16 protein-coding genes are annotated in these 19,153 nt (G+C 71.6%); 7 read left to right on the top strand and 9 right to left on the bottom strand.

The window, feature by feature from the left end; genetic code table 11:
• The first annotated feature begins 321 nt into the window (after positions 1-321).
• The gene (locus tag ACQPZG_RS03805; protein ID WP_433544315.1) at positions 322-831 is read left to right on the top strand and encodes a GNAT family N-acetyltransferase; all 510 of its coding nucleotides are present in this window, start codon (positions 322-324) and stop codon (positions 829-831) included.
• A gap of 527 nt (positions 832-1,358) precedes the next feature.
• On the opposite strand, the gene ACQPZG_RS03800 is transcribed toward ACQPZG_RS03805, so the two are convergent.
• Positions 1,359-1,889, bottom strand: coding sequence for a TspO/MBR family protein (locus ACQPZG_RS03800; RefSeq protein WP_433544314.1), 531 nt, complete (start codon positions 1,887-1,889; stop codon positions 1,359-1,361).
• A 435-nt stretch (positions 1,890-2,324) separates the two neighbouring features.
• Complete coding sequence (locus ACQPZG_RS03795) at positions 2,325-3,017, bottom strand: restriction endonuclease (RefSeq protein WP_433544313.1); 693 nt, start codon at positions 3,015-3,017, stop codon at positions 2,325-2,327.
• Between the two features lie 208 nt (positions 3,018-3,225).
• Between ACQPZG_RS03795 and ACQPZG_RS03790 the strand changes: the two genes are divergently transcribed.
• The 3 genes from ACQPZG_RS03790 to ACQPZG_RS03780 all read left to right on the top strand — a co-directional run bounded on the left by ACQPZG_RS03790 (position 3,226) and on the right by ACQPZG_RS03780 (position 6,501).
• Complete coding sequence (locus tag ACQPZG_RS03790; RefSeq protein ID WP_433544312.1) at positions 3,226-3,867, top strand: gamma carbonic anhydrase family protein; 642 nt, start codon at positions 3,226-3,228, stop codon at positions 3,865-3,867.
• 516 nt (positions 3,868-4,383) lie between these two features.
• Positions 4,384-5,949, top strand: a complete 1,566-nt coding sequence (locus tag ACQPZG_RS03785) for an alkaline phosphatase family protein (RefSeq protein ID WP_433544311.1) — start codon at positions 4,384-4,386, stop codon at positions 5,947-5,949.
• A gap of 345 nt (positions 5,950-6,294) precedes the next feature.
• Complete coding sequence (locus ACQPZG_RS03780) at positions 6,295-6,501, top strand: cold shock domain-containing protein (RefSeq protein ID WP_433544310.1); 207 nt, start codon at positions 6,295-6,297, stop codon at positions 6,499-6,501.
• A 1,078-nt stretch (positions 6,502-7,579) separates the two neighbouring features.
• Here ACQPZG_RS03780 and ACQPZG_RS03775 read toward each other — a convergent pair.
• The 3 genes from ACQPZG_RS03775 to ACQPZG_RS03765 all read right to left on the bottom strand — a co-directional run bounded on the left by ACQPZG_RS03775 (position 7,580) and on the right by ACQPZG_RS03765 (position 11,738).
• On the bottom strand, positions 7,580-8,341 hold the full coding sequence (locus ACQPZG_RS03775; protein ID WP_433544309.1) for a DJ-1/PfpI family protein: 762 nt from the start codon (positions 8,339-8,341) through the stop codon (positions 7,580-7,582).
• A complete protein-coding gene (locus ACQPZG_RS03770; protein WP_433544634.1) occupies positions 8,338-9,324 on the bottom strand; it encodes a GlxA family transcriptional regulator in 987 nt (328 codons plus the stop codon). Before ACQPZG_RS03770 ends, ACQPZG_RS03775 begins: the two co-directional genes overlap by 4 nt.
• Before the next feature lie 722 nt (positions 9,325-10,046).
• Positions 10,047-11,738 (bottom strand): class I adenylate-forming enzyme family protein, encoded by a 1,692-nt coding sequence (locus ACQPZG_RS03765; RefSeq protein WP_433544308.1) that lies wholly within the window; start codon positions 11,736-11,738, stop codon positions 10,047-10,049.
• 823 nt (positions 11,739-12,561) lie between these two features.
• Between ACQPZG_RS03765 and ACQPZG_RS03760 the strand changes: the two genes are divergently transcribed.
• Entirely contained in the window at positions 12,562-13,251 is a 690-nt protein-coding gene (locus ACQPZG_RS03760) for a pyridoxamine 5'-phosphate oxidase family protein (protein WP_433544307.1), read from the top strand.
• A gap of 357 nt (positions 13,252-13,608) precedes the next feature.
• Positions 13,609-14,046 carry an ATP-binding protein gene (locus tag ACQPZG_RS03755; protein ID WP_433544306.1) on the top strand — a complete coding sequence of 146 codons (438 nt, stop codon included), beginning with the start codon at positions 13,609-13,611 and terminating at the stop codon, positions 14,044-14,046.
• A 554-nt stretch (positions 14,047-14,600) separates the two neighbouring features.
• Here ACQPZG_RS03755 and ACQPZG_RS03750 read toward each other — a convergent pair.
• The 4 genes from ACQPZG_RS03750 to ACQPZG_RS03735 form a co-directional block, all read right to left on the bottom strand.
• Complete coding sequence (locus tag ACQPZG_RS03750; protein ID WP_433544305.1) at positions 14,601-15,200, bottom strand: class F sortase; 600 nt, start codon at positions 15,198-15,200, stop codon at positions 14,601-14,603.
• 64 nt (positions 15,201-15,264) lie between these two features.
• Positions 15,265-15,864: a hypothetical protein gene (locus tag ACQPZG_RS03745; protein ID WP_433544304.1), complete on the bottom strand. Its 600-nt coding sequence runs from the start codon at positions 15,862-15,864 to the stop codon at positions 15,265-15,267.
• A 140-nt stretch (positions 15,865-16,004) separates the two neighbouring features.
• The gene (locus ACQPZG_RS03740) at positions 16,005-16,511 is read right to left on the bottom strand and encodes a hypothetical protein (RefSeq protein ID WP_433544303.1); all 507 of its coding nucleotides are present in this window, start codon (positions 16,509-16,511) and stop codon (positions 16,005-16,007) included.
• A gap of 115 nt (positions 16,512-16,626) precedes the next feature.
• Entirely contained in the window at positions 16,627-17,058 is a 432-nt protein-coding gene (locus ACQPZG_RS03735) for an ankyrin repeat domain-containing protein (protein ID WP_433544302.1), read from the bottom strand.
• Between the two features lie 717 nt (positions 17,059-17,775).
• Here ACQPZG_RS03735 and ACQPZG_RS03730 point away from each other — a divergent pair.
• A complete protein-coding gene (locus ACQPZG_RS03730; protein ID WP_433544301.1) occupies positions 17,776-19,125 on the top strand; it encodes an alpha-lytic protease prodomain-containing protein in 1,350 nt (449 codons plus the stop codon).
• Positions 19,126-19,153: the final 28 nt, after the last annotated feature.

Genomic DNA, 19,153 nt, shown 5'->3' with positions numbered 1-19,153 from the left:
TACCGCGCGGTGAGCTGGGTTCGGGGCCGTCGCTGTGCCCTTGCGCGTCATCTGGAGGGCGTCAAGTCGACCTGGAAATCGGGCACTTGAGAGGTCGCTCGTGGCGGGGTGATACGGTGTCGGGCGTTCGTGTCGGATCCGGATCGAGGAAATGGGGAGGTGAGGTTGATGACCGCGCTCAAGGCCACTGCCGTGTGCTCTGCCCGGACCACCCTCACGTCCCGGGCCGTGGCCTGACCTCATCCGGACCCGCCTCGCTGGGAGCGTGAGCTCGCGGGGCGACACCGACACGAACCGACCACGAAACGGATCCCCCTCTTCATGAGCATCAACTGGATCACGCGCGTCGAGACCAGCGCCGACATCCCCGCCATCCGCGACATCGGCCTCGCCGCGTTCGACACTCCGTTGGAGGCCGACCTCGTCGACGCCCTTCGCGCCGACCCCGCGTGGGTCAACGGACTGTCCCTCGTCGCCACCGATCAGGACGGCAGGCTCATCGGCTACGCGCTGCTGACGCGCTGCCACATCGACGACGCCCCGGCCCTGTGCCTGGGTCCCGTCGCCGTCCGGCCCGAACACCAGAAGACCGGCGCCGGCTCTGCGGCAATCCGTGCCTCGTTGCAGGCAGCCAAAGAGCACGGGGAGCACTTCGTCACCGTCCTCGGACACCCGGCGTACTACCCGCGCTTCGGCTTCACCCGCGCTTCCCAGTACGGCATCGGACTCAGCATCGACGTCCCGGACGAGGCCATGATGGCCCTCGCCCTCGACGCCGACCACCCGCTGCCCAGCGGCACCGTCCGCTACGCCGCACCGTTCGGCATCTAGGCAGAGACAGCCGTGCCCGGGGCGCCACTGAGCCCCGGGCACGGCTGTTCTCGGCTGTTCTGGGCTGTTCTCGGCTGTTCTCGGCTGTTTCCCCCGCACTGTGCGCCAGGTCGGTCGCCTGCGAACCGGCGCTGCACGCCGCACGGTCGCCGGGACCGGCCTCGGAGCCTAGTGGGGCGGCCGGGCGGCCGACTTCGGCCGTGCCGGTGCGGAACGGGACAGCCGGGCGACGGACGTCGCGGGTCGTCGTTGCGCGGTCCGGTGACGGGCGTGACGTAACGGCGGCAGGCCGTCGAACGCCACGGAGGCGGCGACGCGTCGGATTCATGCGGTCGCCCCCGGACGGGATAGTGAACAGGCGGTGGCCGACGCCCTCCGGAAGCGGCCGCCGACGACAAGGCGCGTCCGTTGAGGCACCCACACGGGTGCCGGGCACGAGGTGACGTCCGGCGTCCGCTTCTCGCGCCACGTTCCGGCCGCACGCGCTCGCGACCTTCTGCCCTCGGGTATGGGACAGCCGGACGGCCTCAGGTGTGGGACAGCCAGATCGACAGGTTCAGGGCGGCGGCGAACGCGACCCAGGCCGCGTAAGGAACGAGCAGCAGGGCCGCGCTCCTGCGGTGCCGCGCGAACGTCATCATCGTGACCGCGAGAGCCACCAGCAGGAGGCAGATGTCGAGGAAGGCCAGGCCGTACTCGCCGGCCGCGAAGAAGAGCGGGGACCAGGCGAGGTTGAGGGCCAGTTGGACGGACCACCACGTCATGGCCGTACGGACGGACCCGGCCGGGCGGCGCAGCACCAGCCACGCGGCGACCGCGATCGTGATGTACAGGACGGTCCACACCGGCCCGAAGAGCCACCCCGGCGGCGCCCAGGCGGGCCGGTCCAGCGACTGGTACACCGAGCCCGCGTCGGCCGACGCCCAGGCTCCGATGCCGGCCACCGCGAAGCAGACGGCGAGAAGCCCGAGCAGCACCAGTACGCCGGACGCGGGGCGGCCGTCGTGTCCGTGAACGCCGCTGCCACCGTGTTCGTCACGGGCCGGATTCGGCATCATGCTCCCGTCGTCGTGCGCTGGTTCCGCTGCGTGTATCCGCTGTTGCCGCCGTGTTCCGCTGCGTGTGCCCGCTGTTGTCGCCGTTACGCGCCCCGCCGCGGGTCCCCGGTACGGCCGAGTGTGCCGCGCCCGCTCCCGTGGACGCCGCAGGCGCGCGTAACACGACGGGCGGACGGGTGCGCACTCCGCGTGCGCGTATGGGCGGGTGCGCGAGCCGCGTGCGCGTACGGGCGGGTGCGCGAGCCACGTTCGCGTACGAGCGCATGCGCGGACACGACGGAAGGGCGTGCACGGGCCGCGTGCGTACGGTTGGTTGCCCCCACCGCGGCACCCCCGTGCCGCGCGCGAGCGGGGGAGACGGCAGGGGGCACGGCAGTGACATGGCAGGGGACAGACTCGGACCGACCCCGCACAGGCCGTCGCCCTCTCCCGCCGTCAGGACTTGCGGGGACGGCGGCCGCTGCCGCCGCCGGAACCGTTCAACGGCAGCAAGGATTGCAGGGTGGCCCCCTTCACCCAGGAACCGAGCAGGTCGCGGTGGATCGCGACGATGTCGTTGCGCAGCGCGAGGCCCTGTGCGTCGCGGGTGAAGGCCCGCCCCGTCGTCACGTACAGGGCCACGTCCGCCCGGTGCTCCGGCCTCGCGGTGCCCACGAACTTCTGCATGTCCCCCGAGCCCACCGAGCGTGCGGGCGCATAGTGCTTGCACTGCACGACCAGGCGTTTCCCGTCGGGGAGGTAGCCGACGACGTCCGCGCCCAGGTCACCCGTCCTGCCGCTGACCAGCACCTCGGTGCAGCCGTCGCGCACGCACAGCTGCGCGACGTAGGTCTCGAACTCCTGCCACGACATCGCGTCCACCGCCGCCATCGTCAGCTCGCGCGCCCTGTGCTCCTCCGCCACCCGCCAGGCCGCGTCCCCCGCCCGCTCCCGCCGGTGCGCCCGCCACAGCCACCACCCGGCGCTCCCGAGGAGCGCGAGCGCCGCAGCGCCGGCGAGGTAGGGCCACACGGTGTTCCAGTTCGCCACCAGGAGCACCGACAGGACCGCACCGGCCATCGCGCCCCAGCGCGTGAACTGCTGCCGCTGCTTCTTCGAGCGTCTGCGACGCCTGCGCCGAGCTGCCATCCCCACCCCCGGGCCGGATCCCCTGACCGCAGTGTCGGGAACAGAGCCCGGCAGGCACAAGACCACCCGACCCGCGGCGGAGCCGCGCCCAGCGCCGTACCAGCACCGTTCGCCCTGGAAGCGCTCGATCGCGGGGGTGCAGGTCTCGACGAGGACGACGTCCGAAATCCGCCAGTACGCTCGCGGCCGGTCGGGCGAGAATCCACCAATGACCGAGCACGTACAGGGAATTCGCATCCGGCACCGCGGGCACGCACCGCAGGTCCACCCCACCGCCTACGTCGCCCCGACGGCCACGCTCGTCGGTGAGGTGCTCGTGGGGCCGAGGGCGCGGGTGATGTACGGTGCGGTGCTCGACGCCGAGGGGTCGCGGATCGAGGTCGGGGAGGCCACGGTGATCTGCGAGAACGCGGTGCTGCGGGGGTCCGCGGCCGTCGGCGATCAGCCGGTGCTCGTCGGCGATCACGTCTTCGTGGGGCCGCACGCCACGCTGCTGGGCTGCACGGTGGAAAGGTGCGTCTACGTGGCGACCGGGGCGACCGTCCTCCAGCGCGCACGGTTGGGGGCCGGCTCGGTGGTCGCCGTCGGCGCGCTCGTCCATGCACGCACCGTTCTGCCGGACGAGTACTTCGTACCGCCGAACACGGTGGCGCTCGACGCGCCGGTGCGGCTGCTGGCGCCCGGCGATGCGGGTCTGGCCCAGGCCGTCGGGAAGGTGGGCTTCGCGCAAGTGGCGTTCGGCGTCGACGCGGAGCGCACCGACCGGATCAGCCGGTACGAGCACGTCGCGGAGGTGCGCGTCGCCGAGTTCGGCACGCACGCGGACGACGAGGTGCTGAACCTCGGCTAGCCCCGCATCAGTGCCCCTCACGCCGAAGTGACGCACCGTCAAAAACGTTGCCCAAGCGGCCATGGTGCTGGACGTGCAGACCCGCGCGGCTCGAACCGAGACTCCGAACGCGGACGGCTCGATGACAGCTCCGCCACGACGCCGGGCACGGGCGTGCTGCACTTCCACGGAGGGGCTCTCGTACCGCGGCCTCCGCATCGCACAGTCGCAGGCGGGAGTTGACCGACCCGCAGAGCCCCGGCAGGTGCGGCCCGCGTGCTCGGGCGTACCGGCCCCCGTCCTGCCGCCAGGTCGCGGCGGTCTGCGTGTGGCCCCGCCCCCTCCCCGTCGTCCCTCGGAAGCGCACCGGACACCGTCCGGCAACCCTCCACCCGGACAGTGCACAGGAGGCGTCCCGAGCGCGGTGCCGTGATCGGCAGGTCACGTTCTCCCGCGCGTTCCTCTCGGGGGTGCGCCAAGGAGGGCGGGCCGGTCCGCGGCGCCCCCTGTTCCACGGATCCGTCCACGGAGGACCACGTGCACATTTTCTCGTCCCGCTCCACGCGTCGCGGCGCCCTCGCGGTGGCGGTCACCGCGGGCGCACTGCTGGCGGGCACCGTCCCTGCGGGTGCGGCCGCACCGGCGACCCAAGCAGCCTCCGGTCCCGCCGACTCCCCTGCCGCAGAAGCCCACACGAACAAGGTTCTGGTCATCGGCCTCGACGGCGTCGTCCTCGACCGGCTGAAGGCGGCCCGCGCACCGCACCTCCAGGGGATCATGAGCCAGGGCCTGACCGCCCGCAGCTCGCTCTACGCCCAGCCGATGGCGGCCACCTCCTCGGGCCCCGGCTGGTCGACCCTCGCGACCGGCGTGTGGCCCGACAAGCACGGAGTACGGAACAACTCCTTCACCGGCAAGCAGTACGGCACCCACCCCGACTTCCTCACGCGGATCGAGAACGCGAACCCGGCGCTGAACACCTACGCGGCCGCCGACTGGGAACCCCTCACCTCCACCTCGCAGAACGGCCCCGTCTTCTCCGCGCAGGTCGACAAGCGGCTCAACCTCAAGGGCGACGCGAACGGCTACCGCTCCGAGGACCCGAAGATCGCCTCCGCCGCGGCCGGCGAACTGCGGAACGGCAATCCGGACGCCTCCTTCGTCTACCTCGGCGAGGTGGACGAGGCCGGCCACGCCTCGGGGGCCGCCAGTCAGGCCTATCTCGATGCGATCGCCCGGGTGGACACCCTGGTCGGACAGCTGCTCACGGCCGTCACCTCCCGTCCGACGTACGGCCAGGAGAACTGGAAGATCCTCGTCACCACCGACCACGGCCACACCGCCGGCGGCGGCCACGGCGGGTCCTCCCCCGCCGAGCGCGCCACGTTCGTTCTCGCCAAGGGCACCGGAATCGCGGCGGGTTCGGTGCGCGACGACGTGAAGCTCGTCGACGTCGCGGCCACCGCGCTCGACCACGTCGGCCTCTCCGCGGCAGCCGTGGACGGCACCCCGCTGCGGACCGCAGACGCGGACGCGTTCGACACCGTACGGCCGTCGTTGCAGTCCCGCGTGGACGAGACGGGCATCGGCACGGGCGTGAAGGGCTTCACGCACACGGCACCGGCCGGCTGGTCCGTGGACAACTCGCGGATGGGCACGGGCGGTGTCGCCGAGTGGCGCGGCTGGGCGTTCGCGACGGACGAGTTCTGGTCACCGTCGCAGCGCGACCAGTGGCGTGAGCTGAACGTCCGTTCCCGTGACGTCTTCGCCGTCGCGGACTCCGACGAGTGGGCCGACAAGCCCTTCACCGGTACGTACGACTCGACGCTGATCGGGCCCAAGTGGGCGGTCACCGGCGGCACGAGCCGGACGCTGCGGTTCCAGAGCCACTACCGGCACGAATCCGGTCAGCGGGCCGAGGTCGGCGTGTCGTACAACGGCGGGCCGCAGACGGTCGTCAAGAGCTACACGGCCGACGCGACGGCCGCGTCGGAGAACATCACGCTCCGGATCCCGGCCGGGGCGACGGACGTCCAGGTGCGCTTCCGCTACGCCGGCAGCAACAATTGGTACTGGGCGGTGGACGACGTACGCCTGGGCTGACCCGGCGGAGTGCCGCGCCTGCAAGGCACACGGGACCGGTCGTGCGCGTCGTCTCGGGGCGGGTTTCGGAGGCCGAAGCCGAAAGGCCACGTCACCGCAGTACTCACACCGGCAGCAGGTATGTCGGTAGGTCCGCTCGCCTGCGTGCCGATCACGCGCTCGCGCTGTATCGCGCCTTCCGCCGCCTGGTTGCTCCGGGCAGGAATGGCCCCACGGGCCAGGAGCAGCGGGGTCCCTCCTGAGGTGCCAAGCTGGAGGTGTCCCGCCGGAGGCGCCCGGGGGGCGCGGTTCTCCTGGCAGGGCGCTGCCCGGGCACGGGTCGGGTCGGGAAAGGAGAGTGCTGTCATGGAAGACCGGATCGAGGGGTGTGTGACCTACTTCAACCGCCTCCAGGGTTACGGGTTCGTGGTGCCCGTCGGCAGCCAGGATCAGGTGTTCGTGAGCTCCGAGGACATTGAGTCGGACGTGCGGGTGCTGTCGGAGGGACAGCAGGTGTCGTTCACCCTGGAGCTCGGCTCCGGCCGCTGGGAAGCCCGACAGGTGCGTGTCTGACCGCTGGGCGTGCTGGACGCCGCCCCGGGTGAACGACGTCGCTCACCGTGCGACCGGTCCTCACCGATCCGACTTCAAGTGATCTGGTCGCATCCGGGTGGGCTCAGCAGGTGGTGCCCCACCCGCCCCGTAGGACGAGCAGATGGTCCCTCGGGGACGGTGACAGCATCGCCGCCCACCGACACTGCGCGCCACCGCCACACCCGCCCCTCCCCCGCGATCCGCTCGACCGCGCGCCGTGGGCTCCGTACCCACAGCATCCGGCGTGCCCTGCCCCTGTGACCGCAGGGACCGAGGGCTGTGACCGCAGGGACCGAGGGACCGAAGGGACCGACTTCTCGAACTGGGTCGATCCGCCGTGACGGCCATTCCGGGGCTGGGTCCTTCCTCCGGGCGATGGCCCGGCCCAGGAGAGGAACGGTCTGCTCTTGCCTGCCGCTGGAGCGTGAGTGGCGACCAGGAAGCCGTGCTCGCCGAATGGGGGGCCGAGCCCGACCGTCACGACGGGCGGGTGGTCAACGCCGCGCGGTGGTCGACGCCGCGCGGTGGTCGGCGCCGCGCGGTGGTCGGCGCCGCGCTCGAAACAGACTGGTCCGCTCCGAATGCGTCGACCGGCTCAGCCGTGGCCCCGTCGGCTGCTCTTCCTGCGGCCCGGCTCACGGCTCACGGCTTTCGCTCCGCTCCGATGGAAAAACGGACCGGCCGGATGTCCCGAAACGGGGAACGAACACGCCATCCGGGTCACCGTCCCGGTCGTGCGTCGGCCGCAGGGAGCCTTGGCGTACGAGGTCCTTGCCCGGCGCATGCTGCTCCCAGTCCTGCTGACAGGTCTCCTTCCGACCACCGAGGAGGACCAGAGGATGAGCGCCGTGATCAAGGGCAGCTCCACGACGCGGAAGATCCGCCTCGTGGAGCAGGCCATGGAGGAACGCTCCGGCGTCACCGCGCGCGAAGCGGCCCGACCGCGTGATCGGAAACGTCGAGGCACAGTGCCCGCACCGGAGCCGTCACCGATCCAGGGCGCGGGTCCCGGAGGTGCAGCTGTCGGTACCTGTCCGTTCAGTGGCTCGCGCCTCGGCTACACCTGCGAGGCGGCGAGCAACCGCAGCGCCCTTTCCTTGAGTTGGGGACTCGCCTGAGCCGCGTTGCCGGAGTCGAAAGGGGGTTGGGGGTCGTATTCGACGGCGAGTTGGATCGCCTTGGCCGTGTCGTCGTCCGAGAGGAGGGAGGCGAGATGGAGGGCCATGTCCACTCCCGCCGACACCCCGGCCGCAGTGATGATCTTGCCTGAGCGTACGTAGCGCTGCGGGAGGTAGGTCACGTCGAACGTGGACTGGAGGTACTCGGCGGATGCCCAGTAGGTCGTCGCCCGCCGTCCGTCCAGCAGCCCGGCCGCGGCGAGGACGATGCTGCCGGTGCACACGGAGGTCGTCCATCGGCTGTGCCGGTGGATGCGGCGGATCCAGCGCAGGAGCGTCTTGTCGTTCATCGCCGCGACGGTGCCGCGGTTGCCCGCGCCCGGCACGAGGAGGACGTCGAGACGGTCCACTTCGTCGATGGACTGCTCAGCGACCAGGGCCACGTCCCCTGTGTCCGTGCGGACCGCGCCGCGCTTGGCGGCGATCATCGTCACGGTCGCGCCCGGCAGCCGGGACAGCACCTCGGCCGGACCTGTCGGGTCCAGCAGGCTGTAGCCGTCGTACAACAGGATCCCGATGTTCGGCCCCGTGCCGTCCCGCGGAACGGCGTGCGCCTCGGTCGCGGTCGCGGCCGTGGCGGCGAGGGCGACCGTGGCCGCACTCCCCCGGAGTACGTTTCTGCGTGTCGTCGAATGCCTCATGGGCCGGGAGTCTGCCGCCTCGGTGCGACGCGCGCGGTCGGCATGTCCGGCATCCTGCGAATCCTGTCCCCCGTGATCCCGTAGTGGTCCAGGAACGCCTGCCGCAGTGTCTCCGCCGACCCGAAACCGCAGCGCCGGGAGATCGCCGCCATGGACAGTCCGCTGGACCGCACCAGATGTGCTGCCGCCTCGGTGCGCGCCACGCGCACGGCCCGTGCCGGCGTCGTACCGAGGTGCGCGGTGAACAGGCGGGTCAGGTGCCGGGGGCTGACTCCCGCCCGCGCCGCCAGGGCGACGGGCGTGAGGTCCTCGGCCAGATGACCGGCGATATGCCCCACCAGGTCCCGCACCAGCCGGTCCTCCGGCGGAGGTGCGGCCAGGAACACGGAGATCTGCGCCTGATCGGCCGGCCGGTGCACGTGAGTGACGAGTTCTCGGGCGACGGCACGTGCCAGGGTCGGCCCGTGGTCGTCCTCGATCAGCGCCAGGGTCAGGTCGAGTGCGCTGGTGACCCCGGCCGAGGTGTAGACATGGCCGTCGCGTATGTAGAGAGGGGCGACGTCCACGGCCACGGCGGGGTGACGCTCGGCCAGTCGTTCCCCCCACCCCCAGTGGGTGGTCACCCGCCGGTGGTCCAGCAGCCCGGCGGCGGCGAGCACGAACGCACCGGTACAGACGGAGGCCACCCGTCGACTGAGCCCGGCCAGTCGGCGCACCTGGCCCAGTAGGTGCCTGTCCGACGCCGCGTTCTCGCAGCCGATGCCGCCCACCACGAACAGGGTGTCCAGCCGCCCTGCGACCGTCTCCAGCCCCTGCCCCGCTCCGATCAGGATCCCGGCCGAGCTGCGGGCGGCCCGACGCCCCAGGGTCCCCAGCTCGACGGAGTACGGCGGCTTGGCACCGTACCCGTTGGCGATGTCCAACGCGCCACTGGGGCAGGCGATGTCGAGTATCTGCGCACCGTCGTAGGCGACGATCAGCACGCGCCGCTTGTTGTCCATGCCCCGATACCAGCACATCCCTCAACGCCCTCTGCCGACGCGGAAGGACCCGCGGGCTTCGCGGAGGCAACCTGCCACTGCGGGAAGTGCCGCTCTGCCCGGCGCAACGGGCAGGCCCCCGGTCCCCGGATCAGCTCGCGCGGCCCGCGAGAAGGGCCACCGCCTCGGTCCGCGCCTGCCGGAGCCGGGCCGCCCGTTCCCCGGCGGTGAAGTCCGTGACGGTACGGAACCCTGTGCGCCGCACGTGGGTGACTCCGGTGTACGGAAGTACTCGACTCGCCCAGACCCGCTGCAACGGGCCGCCGGACTCCTTCCGGTCCGCGCCTCGGAGGCGTCCGAGGTGTTCGCTACCCACGCCCGTCAGCTCCCGCGCCTCGGTGGTGCCCGAGGTGGTCAGCGCCGACCCCCGCCCGCTCCCGCGCCTCGGGGGCGTCCGAGGCGTGCAACACCCGCTCCCGTCAGCTCCCGCACCTCGGAGGTGCCCGAGGCGTGCAACACCCACGCCCGTCAGCTCCCGCACCTCGGAGGTGCCCGAGATGTGTGACACCATCCCCGCCCGCTCCTGCGCACCTCGGGGGCGTCCGAGCGTGCAACACCCACGCCCGCCCGCCCCGAGCAGTTCTTGCTTGCGCGAGGTGCCGCGGCCCGTCCCGGGCCCGAGAGGCCGAGGCGGCTTCCGGGCTGCTGCCCGGGTCCGCGCCGCGCTACGGCGTGTCCGGGGCCGCTTCGGTCCACGCGGCGCGCAGCGCCTTCTTGTCCACCTTGCCGACCTTGGTCGTCGGCAGGCGGTCCAGCAGGACCGTTCTGCGAGGTGCGTACAACTCCCCCAGTTCGGCGCTCACCGCCGCTCCGACCGCCTCCGGGTCGACGTCGGCGCCCTCGGCCGTGGCCAGGAAGACCTGGACCGCCTCCCCGTACTCCTCGTCGGGTACGCCCAGTACCGCCGCGTCGCGCACACCGGGCAGCGTGAGCAGGAAGTCCTCCAGCACGCGGGAGTAGACGTTGTCGCTGGTGCTGCCGGTGACGATGATGTCCTTGGCCCGGTCGACGAGGTAGAGGTGTCCCTCGGCGTCGAGGTAGCCCATGTCCCCGGTACGCAGCCAGTCGTCGTGCAGCGCCTCGGCGGTGCGCTCCGGATCCTCGTAGTAGCCGAGCATCACCGTCCTGCCCCGTACGCAGACCTCGCCGACCTGCCCGGCGGGCACGGTCGTCGCGCCGTCCTCGCCACGGATCTCGATCTCGGTGTCCGATATCGCCCGGCCGCAGCTGCGCCAGAGTTCGGGCTGCCGGGCCCCCTCGGAGGCGAGGTCCTCCGCGCCGAACGCGGTGATGCCCAGTGCCTCCGACTGTCCGTAGCCCTGGCTGAGCACGGGGCCCAGGACGTCGACGGCCTGTTGGAGCCGGGCGGGCGAGGAGGCCGCGCCCCCCACGACGACACGCCGCAGCGCGGGGAGGGTTCCCGGCGCGCACTGCGGGTGGTCGAGGAGCGCGTACAGCATCGGCGGTACGAACATGACGGCGGTGATCCGCTCCTCGCGCAGCACCTCCAGCGCCGCCCCGGCCTCGAACTCGGGCAGCACGACGAGGACGGACCCTGTCACCAGCGCCTGAATCGCGGTGAGATGACCGCTCCCGTGGGTGAGGAGCGTGGCGGCGAGCACGCGGTGCCGGGCCGGGTCCGTGGTCGGATCCCAGGCCGCGACGGGGCCGACGTCCGGGAGGGCGGCCGGGGTCGGGGCCGGGCGCGAGGTCAGGAAGGCAGTCGGGCCGGAGTCCTCGGAGTCGCTCTTCGTCAGGTCCACCAGCGCGTCGTAGAGGCGGTGGCTGTGCGCGGCGAGTTTGGGGCGGCCCAGGGTGCCGCCGGTGTAGAGGACGGTTACGGCCTCGTCCGCTCCCGCTGCGGGCACGCCCTCGGGGCGGACCGCGGGGCACTCGGCCTGCAGTGCCAGCAGGTCCGTGCACTGCTCCTCGCAGGGCCCGAGGCTGAACAGTACGGGCGCGTGGGCGCTGCGGCCGGCCGCGGCGGCGGCCCGCCGCGCGAAGAGCGGGTCGGCGACCACCGCGCGCACCCTGGACTGCTCCACCAGCGCGGCGAGTTCGCCGGGACCCGGCTCGGGCGGCAGGAAGACCACGCGGCAGCCGATGAGGTGCACCGCGAGCTGTACCAGGACGGAGTCCACCCGGTTGGCGAGGAAGAGACCCACGCCGTCGCCCGGCACGAGCCCCTGCCCGCGCAGCGCGTGCCCCAGGCGGAACAGTCGCCGACGCGCCTCTCCTCGGGTCAGCCGCTGGGCGCCCTGGACGAGTGCCTCCGCGTCCTCGTCCTCGTGCCAGTGCTCCAGGATGCGGTCCAGGTACGTCCGCTGCTCGTAGGTCTGCTGAATGTCAACGATCATTGCTACATACAATCATTTACTCAAGTACCGTGCCGCCACAGGCAGCTTCCTGCGACTGCCGGGCCGCGGAGTACCATGTCCCGCCGCCCTGCGGGCCGTTCCTCGCGGAGCGCAGGCGGCAGCGGTCGACCGCTGCCCCCGGGCGCGTGGGTGTTGTCGACGGGTGCGTCGCGGGGCGCGAAACGCCCTCGTCGAGGGGCGCAACACGTCCCTGCCCAGGGGAAGTTGCTGACGGGCAGCCGAACCGCCGCGGCTGAGCGCCGCTCCCCCGGGCAGCGGACCACGCGGCTTCTCGTGGACGCTCGCCGCATGCGGGAACCGCCGCGAAGGCCGCCCGAGGATCGGGCCCGTGGGGGCGTCGAGATCACCGAGTTCGCATCGGCTCTCGCGGGGTAGGGGTTCCGTTCAGTCGCGCACCCTGCACCACGACTCATCCACTGTTCAACCTTCGAGGCTGGGTGCCTCGAACGGTACGGGACATTCTCCGAGGATTGCGAACGCTCTCTTGTCGGCACAACTGCTCAGCCCGGTGGCCCCGGCGCCGCGCGCGACACCCGGCCCTCCCCCGCCGAGCGCCGAGGGCCGAGGGCCGAGGGCCGAGGGCCGAGCGCCGAGCGCCGAGCGCCGAGCGCCGAGCGCCGAGCGCCGAGCGAGGGTGCGCCGCCGCCCCGAGCCCTCCGGGAGAGGGACGTGAGGGCCGCGCCGCTCACGGCTCGGGGGGCCTGCCTCATCCAGATCCCCTAGTCCACCGCGACCGGCTCGGCACCCCCGTCCTCGACGCACCCCGCACCCCGCCCCGACCCGCTCAGGAGACCGACCAGCTGTGACCCACCCCGACGCCACCCCTTCGCAGGGCGAGCGCCTGCTGCAGACCCACCTGGGCACCAGCGAACGCGCCGACGCCTTCTACGACCGTCAGGTCCACCCCCGTCTCACCTCCTCCATGCGTGACTTCATCGGCCGCCAGTCCATGGTCTTCCTGTCGACCGCCGACGCCCGCGGCCACTGCGACGCCACCTTCCGCGCCGGCCCTCCGGGCTTCGTCACCGTCCTGGACGAGCGCACCCTGGCCTACCCCGAGTACCGCGGCAACGGGGTCATGGCCAGCGCCGGGAACATCAGCGAGAACCCGCACATCGGGCTGCTCTTCATGGACTTCACCCGCGACCACATCGGACTGCACGTCAACGGCTCCGCGCGGCTCCTGGGCGAGGACGAGATACGCGCCGCCCACCCCTGGATACCCGCCGACCCCGCTCCGGGACGGCAGCCCGTGCTGTGGACGTACCTCACCCTCCACGAGGCGTACGTGCACTGCTCCAAACACATCCCTCACCTCGAACCGGCACCCCGCCCCCTGCGACTGACCCGGGCCCGCCCCAGGGACCCCGACTACTTCACGGAACCGGCCCCGGTGCCCTCGACGCGGGACGCGGGAACGGTCCCGGCACCCGCCGAACCCACGCACGACCGCCCGGCCGGGCACCCCCTGACCGGCGCACGCGAACACTGAACAGGGACCGACCACGCAGCGGACCTCCCACGCTTTGGAACCGGAGACCTGTTCCCTTGCCAGGGCGGAGTCGGTGCGCTGAGGTGCGGAACGGCGCCCCGAGGAGCGGATGAGCGCGCGCCACGACCGTGACATCGGTCGGGACGCGCGCTTGTCGATGCCCAGGGGAACCGCCGGCTTGCTCGGCGCAGCGCCAGATACAGACGAGGGCGGCCCGCCCTCGTCTGCCCAGGTCCTGAGATGCCCGCGGATTGCTACTCCGAGGACGCAAAAGCCGGAAGACGGACATACCCACGCAGGGATCGGGAAGCCGAACTGGCGACCCTCCGGTTCCGGAAGAGCGAAAGGGAGAGTGCCATGGGCGTCGAACGCAAACCCCTGCCGAGCGCATCCGATCTGAATACCTTGGCCGTCGAACAGACCTGGCACTTCTCGGGTGAACTGAGCGATGTGACCGAGGCCCGTGAGAGCGCGGCCGTCTTTCTCGGCGCCCTGCGGCGCATGCAGCCCCCGTCCTCGCCCGATGCGCACGACGACGTACTGCTGGTCGTCACCGAGCTGGCCTCCAACGCGTTCGCGTACGCGCCCGGCCCCTTCGGCCTCCGGCTGAGGGCAATGGCCGACACCGTGCAGATCGCCATGACCGACACCAGCCCCACCGCGCCGAAGCCCCGCCCCGCCGATCTCTCCGGGCGCGGTGGCATTGGATGGCACCTGATCAACGCCGTCGCCGAGCAGACCATCACCGTGCCGGAGGACGCGGGAAAGACCGTCCACGCCTTCCTGCCGTGGTGACCGCCGCAGGAATCCCCCGCCGGTCCGGAAGGCCGTCGAGCGGACGCCCGCACCCGGGGCTTGGACGGATACCTCGCAGTACGACCGCCCGCACGGTCAATCCCTCGGGTGCCCGGAACGACACGCGCACGCGCAGCTCCGGGTGACCGCGGACGCCCGGTTGCTCCGCTCACGATCTGACCGCCTCTCCTCGGACGGTACGTGTACGGGATCGTGCGGGATCGGACGGTACGTGTACGGGATCGTGCGGGACTCGTCCGCGATCGGCGCCGGGTGGGCGGGCGGCGGGCCGGGGTCCCTGTCGAGGCCGAACGAGAAGCGGTGCCCGGACTCCTGTGGACGCGTGGCGCCTCCACGTCCTTCACCCGTGAGCGAGGGCTCACCCAAGAGTGTCCTGCGCACGAACGCCGTCCGGCTGCCGTACGTGCCGAACTTCCCCGTTCCCCGCCGTCTCCACCCCTCTGCGGGTCACGCCGGATGGAGGCGCTCGGTGTTCCCCCGGGAACGTCCCGGATCGGAGCCCGCGCACACCGGACGGGCCCGGATCCCCAGCGTCATGCCTCCTTCACGTCCGTGAGATGCGCGAACACGACCACGTTGGCGGTGTATCCGGTCTTGCGATCGAATTTTCCGCCGCACGTAAGGAGTCGAAGCTCCGGGCGGCGGGTTTTGCCGTAGACCTCGGCGTCGGGGAAGGCTTCCTTCTTGTAGGTCCGCACGGCGTCGACGGTGAAGACCGCTGTCCTGCGGTCCGCACGCAGCACGCTGACGGTGTCGCCGGGGTCGAGCGCGTTGAGGTTGAGAAAGATCGCGGGACCGGTCCGCGTATCGCGGTGCCCGACGATGAGCGCGGTGCCCGCCTCACCGGGGCTCGGGCCGTCCCGGTACCACCCGGCCAGGCGGGGATTGTCCACCGGCGGGGTGGCCAGGCGTCCGGCCCGGTCGAGCCCGAGGCCGGTGATCGGCGCCTCGATGGTCATGGCAGGCACCGACAGCTTCGTCGCGGAGGAACGCGGCAAGGGCGGGTGGGAGGCCCGGACCGGTTTGGGCACCGCGGGGGTGCCGGAATCCGCCCCGTGAGCGGTGGTGACCGGCATGTCTGCGGGCGTGTCACTGCATGCCCAGACAATGCCGGTCACCACCGAAACCGTCACGCTGATCGTGATCGCAAGACGGCAGGCCCGGGTCGGGCCGCGTCGGCGGCGGGGGCGTCGGGCGTTACGCGGCGCCATGGGTGCGGTGACGTGCCCGTCGGACGAGGATCAGGCCCGCCGCTCCCGCGGCACCGAGTACGAGCACGGGGGCCATCACGTCCGACGAGTCGCCGTTCTCGGCCCCGGGCACGCCGCCGCCACCCGCCCCGACCGCGCCGCTCGGCGTGGTGTTCTTGTCGTCGCTGATGGCGCAGTCGACCCGGAAGACCTTCTGCTTGGGAACGCCGCCGGGGAACGTCCAGGTCAGCTGGTACAGGCCCTTGGGGAGCGAGTAGTCGGAGGTGTGGCCCCGGCCGCCGACCATCGTGATGCCCCCGGTCAGAGTCGGCATGCTGGGCGTCTTCGGCTGCGCGGTGACCGTCCAGTTGACCAGGGGGACCGTCTCGAAATTGGACGCGGCCAGGTTGAACCTGCAGACCTTGGTCTCGTCCCTGCTGTCATTGAAACTGGTGCCCGCCTTGTGGATCTTGATGTCTCCGGAGTCACCGGGCGCGGCGAGGGCCGCCGGTGCCCCCCACAAGGCCATGCCTGCGAGGACCAGCGCGGTGAGGGATGCCGGGCCCGTACGGGCAGCGCGGGAGCGAAGAGATGCTGAGGCAGTCATGCGAGTGGAACTCCTTCGAGCCAGGATGATTGTCATACCGGACATTTAAGGAGATCTCACATCTCGGCGCCGATGAGGCCTCAAAGCGCTGATGAGCCATCAAATATGACCTGACTGGCCGACAGGCGGCCCCATGGCCTTCATCCGCGGCCGCGCAAGAACGTGGAAACCTCCTCGCGAGTCGGGGAGTTCGGCAGAGGCGCCGACTTGTCCTGAAGGAACGCCGTGATGGCGCGGGCGGCTCGGCCGTCGTTGTCGCCGAGGCCGTTCCACATGTGGTGCCCGACTCCGGGCATGTACTGCGTGCGACGGACGGCGGGGGCATGGGCGAGGACGGCGGTCGCCCATTGGCGGACCTGGGACGAGCACTCGGCGATCATCAGCATCGCGGGAGTCCGGGAGTGCCTCAGCCGTGGCCTCAGCTGTGGGGCGATGGAGGGGGAGTCCTTGACCGTCTGCTGGATGCGGAGGCTGGCGGCGGCACTGAAGGAGAAGTTCTGCGCGGTGTCCTCGATGGGGACGCGGTGCGCGTCGCGCGCGCAGTATGCGGACGCGGTGTCGCTGCCGAGGTCGGCAGCAGTGAAGGCGTTGCCGCCTTCTGCCTGTCCGATCAGTCCGGTGCCGGGGGTGAGGAGCCCGAGTCCCATGAGGCCGAACGCCACGGCGTACCGGGGGACATGCGTCGATCGCGGGCCGGAAGGGGCTACGGCCGGCCTTCGGTCTCCGTCCGGGCGGGCGGGCGCGTGCGGATCGCGAACGGTGCTACGGAGTTCCGATCCGGGTGGCTCCCGCTGCGGTGAGAAGATCGGCAGTTTCCGGATGAGAGCCGTGTATCGCCCACTCCAGGGGCGCCCAGCCCATGCGGTGATCCTCACGAAGGTTCGGATCAGCGCCGTGCGCCAGCAGTTCGCGCACCGTTTCGGTGTGCCCCCAACAGGCGGCCGCACACAGGGGCGTGCCTTCTGCGCCGAGTCCGCTGCTCCGGGCGTTCGGGGAGGCCCCGGCCGCCAGAAGCAGACGCGCGATCTCGGCTTTCCCGTTCACGCACGCCTCGTACAGGGGGGTCGTGCCCTCACGGTCCGCCCGGCCCGGGTCGACTCCACTTCGCAGGAGCGCCTTGACGACGGCAGTGTCACCACCCCAGATGGCTTCGAAGAGTCGTCGGGAGAGCTTCTTGTGCCGCCGCTGGCTCATGGGGCCCGAGGGTAGCCACGGGGTGATCGGCCGGGCCAGTCACATGCACTCGTTGACGGCCGCGACCAGCAGGTGCGCGCCGTGGCGAGCGGCGAGCTTGGCGCATGCCGGTGCCGTCCTCTTCATGTGGCTGGACCCCCTCCCCCACCGCGTGGCGCTCGCGGTGGTCGGCCTTGCGCCACGTGGGCGGTTCGGCCACCCCAACGCACCGTGCCTGCTTCTGAGGAAAAGCGTCGACCGGGCGCAGGATCGTGCTCCGGCTCACGCACACGCGCGGCGAGCGACCTTGCGTTCGGCCCGCCCGCGAGCGCCGGGCTTCGCCGCGACGGTCGCCGGGTCGACGAGCGCGCCTCCTCGCAGCCTCCGCCGAGCGGGCCTGCGCTGCCTCCCGTCCCGCCTCGTAATGCCCCCGCTCGATGCTCCCTACGGCCGTCGGACACCGCGATCGCCCGCCGGCCCACGTCCCGCGCGTCCTCCACACGTCAAAGCCCGTGCGCGCCCGCGCACCTGATGCGATGCCAGATCGGCGCGCCCCACCGGATCGCCGGAGCACGTACCCGGTAGAAGGTCCGTCGGCATCCGGTACTGCGCCGGGTGGGTTCTTCATGTCACCCAAAGCACAGAACCGGGCGGAAGTGGACATTTTCTGTGCCCATGTCGGCAAGGTCTAGATTCTCGACGCCCTTTTGCCATCGAACCCGACATCGAGGTCACCTCATGGTCCACAGACACTTCGGCGGAGCCGCCTGCGTCTCCCTCACCGTGCTCGGCGCGCTCGCGCTGACGGGACTGCCTTCCGCCGCGGCCGTCGAACCCCCCGCGCCGTCCTTTGCCCGGACGCTCGGTGCCGACAGCCCGTCGCCCGCCGTTCTGCACGCGATGAAGCGTGACCTGCGACTGACCGGTGCGCAGGCCAGGGCCCGGCTGGCGAACGAGGCGGAGGCAGGCACGCGGGCGGGCAAGCTCCAGAACGCTCTGGGCAAGCGCTTCGCGGGTGCCTGGGTGACGGGCACGACCTCCGCCGAGCTGACCGTCGCGACCACCGAGGCCGCGGACGTCTCCACCATCACGGCGGGCGGGGCGAAGGCGGTCGTCGTCAAGAACTCGCTGGCGGACCTGAAGTCCGTCAAGGCGAAGGTGGACGCCGCCGCAGGGCGGGGCCTGGACACGCCGGTCCGCTACGTCGACGTGCGGACCAACCGCGTGACGGTCCAGGCGACGAGCCGGGGGGCCGCCCGCACGCTCGTGGCGACCGCCGGTGTCAACAGGCGGCAGGTGCAGGTCAAGGTGAGCGCGGACCGGCCCCGTGCCCTGCACGACGTCCGCGGCGGTGACGCGTACTACATCGACGAGATGGCCCGCTGTTCGGTGGGGTTCTCCGTGACCAAGGGAGAACAGCAAGGCTTCGCCAGCGCCGGGCACTGCGGAAAGACGGGTGCCAAGACCACCGGCTTCAACAAGATCGCCCAGGGCTCCTTCGAGTCCTCGACCTTTCCCGGCCAGGACATGTCCTGGGTGAGCGTCAACAGCGAGTGGACCACCACGTCGGCCGTCAAGGGCAAGGACGACAAGGACGTGCAGGTGACCGGCTCGGTGGAGGCGCTGGTGGGCGCTGCGATCTGCCGGTCCGGTTCCACCACCGGCTGGCACTGCGGCACCATCGAGCAGCACGGCACCAGCGTGACCTACGCGGAGGGCGTCGTGGAGGGGGTGACGCGGACGACGGTGTGCGCGGAACCCGGTGACTCCGGCGGCCCCTACCTCTCCGGCACCCAGGCACAGGGCATCACCTCCGGAGGCTCCGGCGACTGCAAGAGCGGCGGCGTCACCTTCCACCAGCCGGTCAACCCGGTGCTCACCGAGTTCGGACTGACGCTGAAGACCGCCACGGACGAGAGCACGCCCGGAGTCCAGGACCGCCCCGCGGGCAAGTGGAGCCCCGGCAAGGTCTACGGGACCGGCGTACGGGTGGTCCACAACGGTGTCGCCTACGAGTGCCTTCAGTCGCACCAGGCGCAGGGCGTGTGGCAGCCGGCCCGGACGCCCGCCCTGTGGCAGCGCGTCTGACGCACGGCTGAAACGGGGTGGAACCCGG

Origin of the sequence: Streptomyces sp. CA-294286 (assembly GCF_050947155.1) — a bacterium.
Lineage (GTDB): Bacteria > Actinomycetota > Actinomycetes > Streptomycetales > Streptomycetaceae > Streptomyces.
The sequence above is the reverse complement of the archived record's forward strand: the minus strand, read 5'-3'. Positions and strand labels throughout refer to the sequence as shown.

Coding starts and splice junctions, on each gene's coding strand:
- ACQPZG_RS03805 (WP_433544315.1), top strand. CDS start 322: ATGAGCATCAACTGGATCACGCGCGTCGAGACCAGCGCCGACATCCCC.
- ACQPZG_RS03800 (WP_433544314.1), bottom strand. CDS start 1,889: ATGATGCCGAATCCGGCCCGTGACGAACACGGTGGCAGCGGCGTTCAC.
- ACQPZG_RS03795 (WP_433544313.1), bottom strand. CDS start 3,017: ATGGCAGCTCGGCGCAGGCGTCGCAGACGCTCGAAGAAGCAGCGGCAG.
- ACQPZG_RS03790 (WP_433544312.1), top strand. CDS start 3,226: ATGACCGAGCACGTACAGGGAATTCGCATCCGGCACCGCGGGCACGCA.
- ACQPZG_RS03780 (WP_433544310.1), top strand. CDS start 6,295: ATGGAAGACCGGATCGAGGGGTGTGTGACCTACTTCAACCGCCTCCAG.
- ACQPZG_RS03775 (WP_433544309.1), bottom strand. CDS start 8,341: ATGAGGCATTCGACGACACGCAGAAACGTACTCCGGGGGAGTGCGGCC.
- ACQPZG_RS03765 (WP_433544308.1), bottom strand. CDS start 11,738: ATGATCGTTGACATTCAGCAGACCTACGAGCAGCGGACGTACCTGGAC.
- ACQPZG_RS03755 (WP_433544306.1), top strand. CDS start 13,609: ATGGGCGTCGAACGCAAACCCCTGCCGAGCGCATCCGATCTGAATACC.
- ACQPZG_RS03745 (WP_433544304.1), bottom strand. CDS start 15,864: ATGACTGCCTCAGCATCTCTTCGCTCCCGCGCTGCCCGTACGGGCCCG.
- ACQPZG_RS03740 (WP_433544303.1), bottom strand. CDS start 16,511: ATGGGACTCGGGCTCCTCACCCCCGGCACCGGACTGATCGGACAGGCA.
- ACQPZG_RS03735 (WP_433544302.1), bottom strand. CDS start 17,058: ATGAGCCAGCGGCGGCACAAGAAGCTCTCCCGACGACTCTTCGAAGCC.
- ACQPZG_RS03730 (WP_433544301.1), top strand. CDS start 17,776: ATGGTCCACAGACACTTCGGCGGAGCCGCCTGCGTCTCCCTCACCGTG.